Source organism: Desulforhopalus glucosivorans (assembly GCF_054397165.1).
Window position 1 is genome coordinate 1,564,997 of sequence record NZ_AP044854.1, and the last position, 13,139, is coordinate 1,578,135.

Annotated in this window: 10 protein-coding genes; 7 read left to right on the forward strand and 3 right to left on the reverse strand. The window is 43.2% G+C overall.

Going from position 1 to position 13,139, the window contains the following annotated elements:
* Nucleotides 1–300: 300 nt before the first annotated feature.
* Nucleotides 301–1,716: an IS1380 family transposase gene (locus tag ACX6CI_RS06695; protein ID WP_458775562.1), complete on the reverse strand. Its 1,416-nt coding sequence runs from the start codon at nucleotides 1,714–1,716 to the stop codon at nucleotides 301–303.
* Nucleotides 1,717–1,890: 174 nt separating this feature from the next.
* Between ACX6CI_RS06695 and ACX6CI_RS06700 the strand changes: the two genes are divergently transcribed.
* The 4 genes from ACX6CI_RS06700 (at nucleotide 1,891) to ACX6CI_RS06715 (ending at nucleotide 5,250) form a co-directional block, all read left to right on the forward strand.
* Nucleotides 1,891–2,718, forward strand: coding sequence for a phosphate ABC transporter substrate-binding protein (locus ACX6CI_RS06700; protein ID WP_458777391.1), 828 nt, complete (start codon nucleotides 1,891–1,893; stop codon nucleotides 2,716–2,718).
* 268 nt (nucleotides 2,719–2,986) lie between these two features.
* Nucleotides 2,987–3,640, forward strand: coding sequence for a PstC family ABC transporter permease (locus ACX6CI_RS06705; RefSeq protein WP_458777392.1), 654 nt, complete (start codon nucleotides 2,987–2,989; stop codon nucleotides 3,638–3,640).
* Nucleotides 3,633–4,508, forward strand: coding sequence for a PstA family ABC transporter permease (locus tag ACX6CI_RS06710; protein WP_458777393.1), 876 nt, complete (start codon nucleotides 3,633–3,635; stop codon nucleotides 4,506–4,508). Before ACX6CI_RS06705 ends, ACX6CI_RS06710 begins: the two co-directional genes overlap by 8 nt.
* A gap of 34 nt (nucleotides 4,509–4,542) precedes the next feature.
* Nucleotides 4,543–5,250 carry a phosphate ABC transporter ATP-binding protein gene (locus ACX6CI_RS06715; protein WP_458777394.1) on the forward strand — a complete coding sequence of 236 codons (708 nt, stop codon included), beginning with the start codon at nucleotides 4,543–4,545 and terminating at the stop codon, nucleotides 5,248–5,250.
* A gap of 310 nt (nucleotides 5,251–5,560) precedes the next feature.
* Here ACX6CI_RS06715 and ACX6CI_RS06720 read toward each other — a convergent pair whose 3' ends face one another.
* Nucleotides 5,561–6,745 (reverse strand): M14 family zinc carboxypeptidase, encoded by a 1,185-nt coding sequence (locus ACX6CI_RS06720; protein ID WP_458777395.1) that lies wholly within the window; start codon nucleotides 6,743–6,745, stop codon nucleotides 5,561–5,563.
* A 478-nt stretch (nucleotides 6,746–7,223) separates the two neighbouring features.
* Between ACX6CI_RS06720 and ACX6CI_RS06725 the strand changes: the two genes are divergently transcribed.
* Complete coding sequence (locus ACX6CI_RS06725; protein ID WP_458777396.1) at nucleotides 7,224–9,758, forward strand: fibronectin type III domain-containing protein; 2,535 nt, start codon at nucleotides 7,224–7,226, stop codon at nucleotides 9,756–9,758.
* A 192-nt stretch (nucleotides 9,759–9,950) separates the two neighbouring features.
* Here the strand turns inward: ACX6CI_RS06725 and ACX6CI_RS06730 are convergent, their stop codons facing one another.
* Nucleotides 9,951–12,284 carry a YhdP family protein gene (locus tag ACX6CI_RS06730; RefSeq protein WP_458777397.1) on the reverse strand — a complete coding sequence of 778 codons (2,334 nt, stop codon included), beginning with the start codon at nucleotides 12,282–12,284 and terminating at the stop codon, nucleotides 9,951–9,953.
* A gap of 171 nt (nucleotides 12,285–12,455) precedes the next feature.
* Here ACX6CI_RS06730 and tnpA point away from each other — a divergent pair, with 171 nt between their 5' ends.
* Together tnpA and tnpB are read left to right on the forward strand one after the other, a co-directional pair.
* Entirely contained in the window at nucleotides 12,456–12,779 is a 324-nt protein-coding gene (gene tnpA / locus ACX6CI_RS06735; RefSeq protein WP_458777398.1) for an IS66 family insertion sequence element accessory protein TnpA, read from the forward strand.
* Complete coding sequence (gene tnpB, locus ACX6CI_RS06740; protein WP_458777399.1) at nucleotides 12,776–13,123, forward strand: IS66 family insertion sequence element accessory protein TnpB; 348 nt, start codon at nucleotides 12,776–12,778, stop codon at nucleotides 13,121–13,123. The genes tnpA and tnpB overlap by 4 nt, the downstream gene beginning before the upstream one ends.
* The last annotated feature ends 16 nt before the right edge of the window (nucleotides 13,124–13,139 follow it).

Genomic DNA, 13,139 nt, shown 5'->3' on the forward strand with positions numbered 1-13,139 from the left:
CTTGTGCGAGTCGTATTGGAATAACCTATTGGACTCTTCAACCCTTCCATGTTACCAACCCCAAATACCTTGTTTATCAATTATATTGACTAGCCCGGATTTCTCATAAGGTGTAAAATTTCGCGGAGGCGGTGGCTCATTTACTATAAAAAGATGAATTAGTGCGACCTTTCAAATCTCAGCACTAGCAATCAACCAACGCCGGTTATTTTGAGGCCATTTCTAGCGAAAATCCTTGAGTTATTTTCTCCAGAGAACGCACCTCAACTGTCGATTGCACTGCTCATTCAGAATTCACAGTTAATGCCTGATGGGTATTCTGCCGATATTTTTCAAAACCTGATCGAAGATCTCCTTATAGGGATATCCTTCGGCAAATGCTATCCAAACCTTTCTTACTGTCAGTCTCACCCTTGCTCCAATTTTGAATAATCTAATTCTTATGGTGTCACATTGAGCTTTTGCCATCACAGTACCTTCAAGGCCAAGACGACGCAGGGCTTGAGTAAGAACGTAGGCCAGAGAGGAGAAATAGAGTCGAACTTGATTACTGTGCATTTTCTTGGTACTGGTTCTTGCTGCAAAGAGCATCAGCTGCTGCTCCTTTATGCGATTCTCCATATCACCCCGGGCACAATACATCATTTCATACAAATCACGAGCACCATAGAGTTCAGCTGGTAACGAGGTAACGACAAATCGTGGATTTGATCCTTTGGCCAAATGTTCAGCCTTTCCTACAACTCGACGATGCCATCGCCAAGTTTTTAAAGTTTTGTAACAAAAATCCTTAAACACGCGTGACGCTTTTCCACTGCATTGATACAACGCTTTGGCTAGCGCCAGTTCTTCTGCAATTTCCTCAGCAAGGCGGTTGTTTTTAGCAACTCCAACAAGAAAGTGAACATCATGATCTTCGCACCAGACCATGATCTCTTCACGACAAAAACCACTGTCACCACGAATAATTATTCGAGTGTCCGGCCAAGATAAGCGAATACGCGCGATTATGCGATCCACCTCCTCAACTGTACCAGCTGCGCCATCATTATTGGCAGTCCGGAGCCGTGCACACAACAGATGTTCTCCACAGAAAATGTACAACGGTAAGTAACAATACGCTTTATAGTAACCGTGGAAAAATTTACCTTCCTGATTGCCATGTAAGGGATTATCAGTAGCATCAACATCAAGGATTATTTCTTCAGGGATTTTTGTTTGTGATTCGAGAAAGATATCAACTAGAAGATTGTCTACAGATTCTGGTTGCAGGACAATTTTTTTGTAGGCACTCTTCGAATCTGCATCGGTTGCTGTCAATTCCAACCTGTTCAAGGTACTTTTTCCTGCCAGGGGCTTGCCCTTGTCTTTTATGGATTTACGGTCCAGGCCTTGGGGATCTTTTTTACCTACTGCTACAGCAAGCATTTTATCACTGGCCAGACGGTCATGGTCATTAAGATCCTCATATCCCAAAGCCATGCCAATAACCCGCTGGGAAACCAGAGATAGTACGCTATGTTCAATACGTTTGGAATCTCGATAGTCCGTAAAACATTCTGAAAAACGTTGGAGAATTGCTGTTCGTTGCTCAACTTCTCGAAGTAACAGCGCCCCTCCATCGGAAGTTATGGTTCCACCACTGAAATCAGCAACAATCCTTCTTTTTCCCAGGACTTGAAATGAACGGTAACTTTTTGTACACTCTGTTTCCATAAGGCCACCTTTGTTGGATTATCTAACGTCTTGAGATAACGTTAAATATACCACTTTTGTGGCCTTTTTTGTTCTAATTAATGAGAAATTCGGGCTAGGTGCCTATTGCTTAGTAGGTGTTGTTGCAGGTTGGTTAATATTACTGACATTAACGATTTCATTGAGGAAATAAAAATGACTAAACTATCACGATTGATGCTGGCAGCTCTCTTTCTGGTTGCTTGTGCAACCTCCACCTATGCTGGAGATCTTGACTCCTTCAAAGGGCAAAGCGGCACACTTAAAATTGCAGGTGGTACTGCCCACATTCCAGTTATGAAAGAGGTCGCAAAAATGATAGGTGAAGCTCATCCCGACGTCCGCATAACTATCGCCGGTGGAGGTTCTGGTGTTGGAATTAAACAGGTTGGCGAAGGCCTCATCGACATCGGAAACGCAGGTCGAAAGGCGTCAGACAAGGAAATTAGCAGTTATGGACTGGTTATGTACAAATGGGCTATTGATGGTGTTGGGCCGGTGGTCAACCCCAAAAACCCTGTTACAGAACTAACAACAGAACAGCTTCAAGATATTTTTACCGGTAAGATCGCGAATTGGAAAGAACTTGGCGGAGAAGATCGTGTAATTAATCTTTATGACCGTGATGCTGCCAGTGGTACTCGATCAGTTTTCTGGAAAAAGGGTCTAAAAAAAGCTGAGGTTTCTTCTAAAGCCAACGTTGTAGCTTCAAACGGTGCTATGAAGACCGCCATCTCCGGCGATCCATACTCCATAGGTTTTGTATCCGTGGGTCATATTGATAACTCCGTTGCTCCGGTGACCCTCGATGGTATTGCTCCCACCCTCGATAATGTCAAGAACGGTTCTTTTACTGTTGCTCGCGGACTCTACTCGAATACAAAGGGTGATGCGCAGGGGCTGGCAAAACTATTTATTGACTTTCTCTTCAGCCCCACAGGCCAGGAGTTAGTGAAAGCCAAAGGCTTTGTTGCAGTAAAATAATTTTACGTTTTCTGGAATTTGACCTTTTGTGATAAACACCATTAAGAGTTTTGAACATTTTTGTCGGGCCATGGCGATGGGAAGCGGTTTGCTGCTCATCGCCATTTTATTTATGATGGCCTTCCTCGGCTGGCCATTGGTAGAGAATGACCGCTTCGCTGCACTTTTCTCTCAAGACTGGGATCCGCTTGGGCAGCATTACGGTATCCTGCCTATGGTTATGGGCAGCTTACGAATCACTTTACTGGCCCTATTGTTCAGCCTTCCGATGAGCATAAGCGCTGCCTGTCTTACGGAGTCTTTGGCTCCTCGCCCTTTACGTCGACTGCTCCTTATAGCTATTCGTTTCATGGCTGGAATACCTACCGTGGTATACGGTTTCGTGGCCGTTTTTCTGTTAGTTCCTCTGATGCGTGAGTACTTTATTCAAGGTTCCGGTTTTTCCATCCTCACCGCCTCATTAGTCCTAGCAGTACTCATTGCACCGACGATGATTATCTTCTTTGTAAACGGTTTGCAAAGCGTGCCCCGGTCATACTGCTCTGCAGTTGACAGTCTTGGCGGCAGGCCTATGCAGAAGCTGGTCTATTTATTAATTCCGCAGGCCTATCCAACGTTTCTCATTGGTATTGTGCTAGGCCTTGGACGTGCCATGGGTGACACGTTGATCAGCCTGATGTTGGCTGGCAATAGTGTGGCGATGCCTGAATCCGTTGCTGAATCGGGCCGCACCCTTACGGGCCACATCGCTCTGGTAATTGCCGCCGATTTTTCTTCCATGGAGTTCACCACGATTTTTGCCTGCGGCCTAATCCTTTCCCTATTTACTATTTGTCTAATCCTCTCCATTCGTCTACTCGGGCGCTTCGGTGCCAGTCGTGTCATACAGGTTGAGGATTCCAGGAGTTTGAGCCATGACTAGAGCCACTGAGCGATGTCTTGTTCTGTTCTGTTGGGTCTTTGGTCTACTCCCGCTGCTTATTTTAGCGACTGTTATTGTTTACCTGCTGATACGTGGTGGCAGTGTACTTGGCCTGGAACTGATTTTCGGGAAGGTACCGATACTTGATGCCTTGCTCGGTCACCGTCAGGTCTTTGATGGTCTCTTTCCCGCTTTAACTGGTACCGGCCTGTTGGTCATTCTGGCCCTTATCCTGGCGATTATTCCTGGTATTTGTGGTGGTATCTATCTCGCGGAATACAGTTCTCCTAGTGAGCGACGTCTACTTGGTCTACTCTTTGATATAATCGCCGGATTACCTTCTATTGTTATTGGTCTTGCAGGCTTTGCACTGACCATTCTTCTCCACCGATATTTTCCAGGTCGCCTTGGCCCATGTCTGCTTCTTTCGGCAATGGCATTGGCCTTTCTCATTATTCCTTACCTGGTACGTACCACCGAGGCAAGTCTCCGCTCAATCCCGCTTGAACTGCGTCTCACGGGTCCTGCACTTGGTGCCAACAAATTGCAGAACATTGTCTTTGTACTTTTACCCGCCAGGGTGAACGATCTTGTTGGTGGCCTAATCTTAGGAATAGGGCGAGCCGCAGAGGATACAGCAGTTATCATGCTCACTGGCGCAGTAGCCTCTGCAGGAATGGTTCGCTCTGTTTTGGAACAGTATGAAGCATTACCATTTTATATTTATTATATCTCGTCCCAGTATAGTGATGCGGCGGAACTCCAGAGCGGTTTCGGTGCGGCTATTCTCCTATTCGCACTCTGCGGATTACTCTTTTTGATCGCCATTCTACTGGAACAGGCGGTTTCAAAGCGCCTGAGACGATAAAGAAGAGATAAACAAAAAGAGACAATATACAGCTATGTCACAGGGTAAAACCGCAATAATTACAGAAAAAATTAGTTTTCATTACTACGGAATGACTATCCTGAAAGAGATTGATCTGAACCTGCCGGCAGGGAAGATTATTGCCATTACTGGTCCATCTGGTACTGGTAAATCAACACTGCTAACCATTTTTAATCGGCTATGGGAAGAAACAGGTGTCGGTCGACTGGAAGGACGTGTAGAATTGTCTCTTGGTGGAAAAATGGTGGATATCTATCAGGATGATTACCCCCTCGACAAGCTACGTCGTAAGGTGGGTATGGTTTTCCAAAACCCGAATCCTCTACCCATGAGTATCGCTAAAAATCTTGCCTTTCCGCTGCGACTCATGAACATTCGGGATAAAAACCAAGTCTCTTCAATGAGTGAGGAAATGCTGCGAAAAGTCCATCTCTTTGACGAGGTGGAATATCGACTGCAATCTGACGCCACTCAGCTTTCAGGTGGACAGCAGCAACGGTTGTGCATTGCCCGTAGTCTAATGCTTAACCCGGAGATCCTTTTACTCGATGAACCGACCTCTTCACTTGACCAACAAGGTTGTCAACGGATAGAGAGGCTGCTTACAGAACTTCGAGGTTCCACCACCATCCTTCTGGTCTCACATTACCAGGATCAAATACAGAGAATCGCTGATTGTTGTTATGAACTGCGGGACTGTCAGCTCTACAGAAGGGTTTAGGCTACCTTTCGGCTATCAATGAAGGTAATCATTCAAATGATAAAACCTTTTTTAGACATAGTATATCTAAAAAAAAAATGACCATTTTCCTTTCTGCTGTTGTTTCATTGCTGAACAATTCCAGCGAAGAAGGTAGGGTTAAGTGACATCTTTGTCCTATGGTTTGATTCCTCTTCCGGAAGGAAACACTAAATAAGGCTGCCTCACCAGAAACAGCCTTTTAAAAAGACAGTCTATAATTTAGATTTCTTCTAAAAGTATTGAAACTGCGAAGATTTATCTCTGATTATTAGATCCAGATCAACTAAATCTATTCTCCATCATCCCCTTGTTTTGGCAGATCTTTATAGTAATAGCTGCCCCTGTCAGGAATGGTTTCGGCCAAATCAGGATCAATTTCAAACAATGAATAATCAGCAGTTGCTTCCAGAATTGCTTTCATCTGTTCGTAGGCATGCTTAATGATCATACCGCTCTGTTTTTGACCAATTCCACCCTTAAGTTCCACAAGGATACTTCCTGTACCTGCAAGTCCATAGGCGTTTCTGGCAATTCCGGGAAACGTTCCACCTGGATACAGAGTAACAGTGGAAAATCCGAACTGTTCCATATGATCATAGATCGTATAGCAAAGTTGTTTAGACAGGTCTACGTACCCTTCTTCTACATTTTCATTTTTCGGCCATAGAATAGAGCTTGTTATATTCTCTCCATCATCAGTAACGTAGGTTGCTTGATGGTGAAAATCTGCGATCCAGATTGGCAAATAGGAGTTAAATGCATCAATAACAGCAGTTGCTTCCGGAACAGGGCTTAAATCTGGGTCAAAGTGTCTGCCTGGCAAGTTCGGATTGCATAATATTTGATCACTCTGTGACCAGTCCGACCAGTGGTACCTGTTTATGTCATAATTGGAAAAGAGTTGACCGTATTCATCGACATAGGTTGTAGAGTAAACCCCTCTACCCTGATTGATAAGCATTGGGTCAACATAACCCTCTTCATCAAAACAGCTCCGTGAGTCTCGCGGTGGTGCATCCCAATCAGTATTTCCTCTAGTAAATAATTCTGACCCTTCAGGATTAACCCTCACAATAAACAGCACATAGAGATGATCAAGTATCTCCATTGCCTGCTTACTGCCTGTACCCAGCGACTGTAGTAGCTGCAATGCAGCCTCAGTTGTCATTGGTTCATTCCCATGCTGCTGAGTCATAATCATGACCGGAGTGTTATTGGCAAATCCGGCTTTTGCCATATAAATATCCTTGCCGTAATTTGTTTGCCCAATAACCTCCAATTCAATCAGGCCTTGTGATGTCTTTTCGATTTGCCTCAGCTTTTTGACCAGTTCATCATAATCACTCAGTCTGGATAAACTCATCTTCTGTGTATCTGTTAACCATGGCCCTCCTGGAACGATATCTGTTTTAGCCCAGGATGTACCACAACCAATAGCGAGAACTGCTGTCGACAACGCGATCTTTTTCCACATGGTTCCCCCCCATTATGAAATGTTTGACTACATTGACCAGCACTACCTGCTGGTTAGACTGTCTCTCTTTCTCACATCTGTGCTAGACCTCAATTAAAACACCAGAAACAATCCTGTTACATTGATGGTGTATGGTTACATTACACTACCAATGTCAATTTACAACTGAATATTAGCCGTTTGCGTAGAGCCCCGCCACTGCCTGCCTGTTGCTGCTAAAAAACATCCCTTGAGTTCGATATCCAACCTGATAAAACTTCATAACCTATTATATTGGTATGGTTGCAACACCTCTTTCATGTCTAGATCGTCCATCTAACCTACCTGAATTCCATAAATAACTTGAATTTGAATTTGCAAAATTGTACGTTGAATCAGCATTGTAACTATTTATTGAAGACCCCACTCTCAAGGGATACAGTAGCTTTAAATCCAATTTATAACCTGTCTCTTTTGTCACTAACAAAAAAATAGTAAAATGAAGATATCTCAAACTGATGGAATGTGGAATTTTGTCATATTTATTGCAATTCTATTCTGTGGATGCGCCAGCAACAGTTTGGCAAAAAGCTACTCCTTCAGTTGGGCTGAAAATACTGACCCTGTTGAAGGATATAACCTTTATTATAAAAAAGGTGGAGATGCTGGCCCTCCGTTTTACGGTGAAGATCCTTCAGCAGACCAGTTACCAATTAACGTTGGCAAGACCGATAATTATACCATTGAAGGTCTCGAAGACAATGTGACCTATCACTTCGCACTGACGGCCTATAACGGTAGTGATGAAAGTGATTACACAGACGTCATTACTGTTTTTCCTGCGGCGACAACTGATGACTCCAGTGAAGACAACAGCACTCCGGATGAGATTACTCAATCTCCATCTGTAGATCCTCCCGCTGCTACAGACAGCATCATAAGCGGCTCCGAGGATACTCCCGTAAGTGGCTTTGTTGTAGTTGACAGCAGAGAAGATTTTACCCTGCAGCTCACCGGGGAACCTCAATATGGTAGTGTAACTATTGATAATACGACTGGTGGATATACCTACACACCAGACGTGGACTTTTTCGGGGAGGATGTGTTTACTTTTTCTGCAAGAAATTCTGGTGGAGACTCCAATCCAGCCTCTGTCACAGTGACCATTCTAAACGTAAATGATCCTCCAGATGCCCTGGCTGTCTCTGTTGCCACTGACGAAGACACTCCTTTAAGCGCCCAGCTTCCTGCAAGTGATGCAGATGGCGACTCACTCAATTATTTAATAGTGTCAGCGCCTGCGCACGGTACTCTAACAACCAACACAGACGGATACTCAACCTATATCCCCGATGAAAACTGGAATGGTACGGATTCCTTTACATTCGTGGTAAGTGACAGCACCACTGCTTCTGACTCGGCCAATGTTTCCATAACAGTCCTGCCGGTAAACGATAAACCGACTGCCAGCAACATAAACGTAGATACGATTGAGGGTAGTACTATCAGTGGCCAACTCAGCGCAATTGACATAGATGGAGATCAATTATCCTTTGCTCTTTCCAGCAAACCAGCCAACGGAAGCGTCTCCCTGTCCAAGGCAGGGACGTTTACGTATACCCCTGATGCCGACTGGTGGGGAACAGATACATTCACCTACATCGCTTCCGATAATATTGGAGTCTCTTCTCCAGCTACTGTATCCATCAATGTAACTCAGAAAATCGATGAATTCACCTATGAACTTGTTGAAATTGCGGCAAACTCTTCCTGGCAACAGATCCTACTTACCAACTCATTCATCAATCCCGTTGTCATAGCAAAAACTACAAGTTTCAATAATGAAGAGCCAGGTGTAATCCGTGTAAAAAATATAACAGCAAGTAGTCTGGAGTTACGATTTCAGGAGTGGGACAGTTATGATGACGTACACCCCCAGGAGACTGTAACCGTATTAATTGTAGAGGCTGGATCATTTATACTCGAAAACGGAGCTATGGTAGAAGCGGACTGTTTTCCTTCCTCAGCCGTTGAAACATTTTCGGCAGCTACATTTCTCCAGGCCATGAACGACGTCCCCGTTGTTGTTACCACCATAAACTCCGTAAATGAATCAGATGCTGTCACCCTGCGGATTAAAAATGTGGATAGTGGTGGTTTTGAATTTAAGCTGCAGGAACAGGAAGCAAATGCCTCTATACATCTGGAAGAAAATGTCTGCTATCTGGCCTGGGAACCCTCCGTTGGAGCTATCGGAGAATTGCAGTTTGAAGTTGCCCGTACAGAACCGGGTATCACCCATGATATCAGTACTATTGCCTACACTAGTCGCTTTGTCGAACAACCGTTTATTCTCGTCAATCAGCAGACAACCAATGGAGTTGATACCGCAGTCCTCACAAGCAACAATGTCAGCATCCAAGGGCAGGAACTATGTATCAGCGAAGAGCAATCGCTTGATTTAGAAATCGAACATGTGGCAGAAGCAGGAGGCTATATTGCTTTTGCCTCCAATATTCCAACAGACGACCCGGACGGAGATGGTCTGAGCACCGAAGATGAAGACAAAATTTATGGAACACATCCTGGGTTAATCGACTCAGATCAGGACGGCATTGATGACGGTTCTGAAGTAAATATGTGGACATCTTTTGGCAGTGCCTGGAATCTTGATATCGATCAAGACGGTGCTATCAACCTTCTAGACCCGGATGCGGATAACGATGGAATTACTGACGGTGACGAACTTGCGACAGGTAGAAACCCCGCCAGCTCTGAGACTGAGGTTCAAGTACAGGGAGTCAGCCTCCATGTCAATACATACAAATGGAAGGGGAAAGGCTATGCTGAATTAACCTGGTCTGGAATAGATGCGGACAATGTGGTGATTTACAACAATGGCACTGTGGTTGACTCGATAACCAACAGAGACACCTATACCCATGGCCCATTAAAAATCCGTAAACCTGAAACTTATCAAGTTTGTGGAAGCGACACAGCAATCTGCAGTGATGAAATCACAGTGAATTGGTAATTGAGGGAATGTAAGTTCTCTTTACCTCCTGTGACACCCTTTAAACTTGCCGTTTCAAATGGTAAAAATATGAAGTAGCTTCCAATATAGCTTCTTCCTGTACCTAAAAATTATACTTCACCAAATTTTAACAACAGGATCTTAAACTTGAGGAAGTCCATGTAAATCATGATGTTGTCGCACACAGAAAAATCATTTTTCAGGTTCTTCTTTTGCCGTATTAGCTTTTGCCTTAGTTTTTGATTTATTTTCTTCCTCTGTAAAATCTACCACTGAATTTGCAATATGAGCAGGTAGTGCCAAGGTTCGATAGAGAAGAGAAAATGGGAGGGTGGCAACTTCTTTAAAAACTGTATTTTCCACTTTGGGATTTGCCAGGTCGCCGGTAACCTTTAGAGCGATTGATGGCCGTTTTTCTTTACCTGTCAAAATGTAGCCCAAGAGAGGAATCTTTGAGATATTGGATTTAGCCTTAGTGATCAGGTTGAGGGATATATTTATCTGGTTTTTAGGAATGCTAATCGAGCCTGCGCCCGTCATGGAAAGAACGGGAGATTGTATATCGATATTTTCTATGTGTGTGATATTATCCTGTATTGTTAGGCCGACCATTGCAGAGCTTATGTACATACCTTTGGTGCTGTATTCAGGTAGTGAAAATGTAATTAATGCCGGGATGGTATCAAGAAATGCGAGTATATTATTGAGAGGATTAAGGCTTTTTAAAGTACTTTTTTCAATCTTAATTAAGGCTGAAGATTCAGAGAATGTGCCCTTTGCTGCAAGTGTCATAACCCCTTTATGAAACTGAGAACTCTGAATGAGGGCTCCCATAAATGTATCCCCTAAGTTTTCTCCATTAAGGGTGAACTCATCACCTTCCATCTCGAAATCAATGTTTCCCTGTTGATGTAGAAGTTGAATTTTACTGGTAGTGCCGTCATAATCAAGTGTGATTTGGTCCGCGAGTGCTACGTGGTCAGTACCAAAAAAGAGATTGCTGTTACTAGCGTTTAGGGCGATGTGGACCTTTTTTTTATCTTTACTTGGGGGACTGGTTCCATCAGTTGTATCAGTATGTTTTTTGCCTGTTGAGCTGGCTTGCTCATTATAAAATTTTATGATTGCAGGGATATTAAAACCAATATCATCGGACGTGACCGTGATATCATTATCATAATGAATCTTCATTTGATCATTAATAACTGCGCTGATACCATCATCGGATATTTTGCCTTCGATATGGAAATCATCAATGGGTTTATTATCCTGTATTAAAAGAGGATATGTATAGGGAATCTCCGCTTTGAAGGAATACGGTCTTTTGCCATTATTGGAAGATATTATAAGATTACCTTTATCAATCTTGTATTGTTGTAATAATTTGGAGCGCGGGTAGATTGTGCTCAGGTCATTGAAGGTGGCAGACCAGTTTTTATTCTCACCTGAGGTGAGTTGCAGGTCTAATAATGGCATATGTAATAAGAGTTTGTCATTTTCCCTGCTCACTTCTAACGGTATTCCCTGACTATCTCCCAAAAGGTCTCCAACATGACCATCTTTGACCTCTAGATCCTCAAGCATGAACAGCCCTTTTTGGGTTAGTCTGTTGAAAATGCCTGACGTTGTACAGTCAAAAAAATCGCCGTAACTTATTCTGCTCTCAGTTATGGATATGGTGTTATCTGTGTAACTGATCGTTGAAGGATACAGTGTGGTGGCAATACCACTGAGCTTCCATTGGGAGGTTGTTTGATTCTCTATTGTTAAACCCTGACCATATTTGACAGCAATAGGACCGAAAGGCTTGACCAACGATATGTCATTGACCTCATATTGTTTTAGGAAACAGTTGAGGTCGATTGTACGATCCTTTACAGAAAACATACCAGAGATATCGGCATTAATAGTTTTTCCAACTGAGACAGCTGTGGGGGGGAGAGTGAGCGAGAATGTATCTTTTTCGAAAGAACTTTTGAAAGCGGCAATTCTGAACTCTAATTCGTCCACGTTCCAGGCTGATGAACTTACACCAAGTGAATCGCCTTCAGGAGCAAGATAGAAGTCGATAATTGGCAATGGTGCAGATGAGCTTAGTTGTAAAATCGATTTACCAAATTTATACTCAAAATCTTTAAGCTTAATTTCAAGCTGCCCCAAACCCTCTGCTAAATCAATTTTGCCTGCTATATCTGCTGTGAAAAGGTTCTCGTACTGGAGGGTTAGATGAATGATCTCTATTTTACTGTTATTTTGAAGAATTTCTGCGTTGGAGATCGAATATTTATTGTTGTCCCATATAACATCAGCCTGATCAATTTGAAAAGCTCCCTTGGTCGTGATATGTAACTGACTTAAATTGATTGTAAGAAGAAAATCTGTTCCTGTCCGCCCGGTTGTCTGCTTAAATGGCATTCCAATATTGTAATAGTTGAGCAGCTTGAGAATGTCATCATTGAGTTGAGCTTCTGTTAGTATGTGGGTGGTGAGGAGGATGTTAGTTGGGTCAACGAAATCAATATCCACTTGGCCTTCATCAATTGGCTGACCATAAAAGGTTGAGTCATGGGGGGTGATATGCAGGATTCCACTGCTGAATATTACATCGGTATAACTGTAAGCGCTTATTAAACCCCATCTTCACAGGCCAACAATAAAATGTTCCATTTATGCCAACCCTTAACCTGGAGGCATATTATGGGAAGAAATCGAAGTAAAGCTTTCTGGCAAGATCACATTGACGCATGTGACAAAAGTGATTTGAAGCAAGTGGATTACTGTGCAAAGCACAATATAGCTGTTTCAACATTTGGTTACTGGAAAAGAAAGCTCAGGGAGTCTGATTCAAAGAATCAGGTTTTCTATCCCCTAACTATACCTTCTGGCAGACCTAAAGTTCCTGAAGAAGGTAATTCAGGGATTATCGTCAGCTTGGGTGGCGGGCGATTTTCCATTAAAGTTGAAAAGGAATTTTCAACAATAGCTTTGTCGCAAATAATAACAACTCTGGAACAGCTATGAAACAATGGCGCGCTGGAGGTGATGTTTATATAGCCGTTGGCGCAACTGACATGAGAAAATCAGTTAACGGATTATCGCTCCTTGTTGAAGAGCATTTTGAACTCGATTTGTTTTCAGGCAGCTTGTTCGCATTTTGTAATCGTAAACGGAATATAGTTAAGATTCTCTACTGGGCAAACAATGGTTTCTGTATTTGGATGAAAAGACTTGAGGAAGAAATCTTCAGGTGGCCTGAGTCTGAACACGAGGTTCTAGAGATAAGTTCCAAAGCACTTGGCTGGCTACTGGATGGTCTTGATCTTGATCATGCGCACCGACAACTGAGCTACAAAAAAGTTGGCTAAAACAGTATCTTAACCT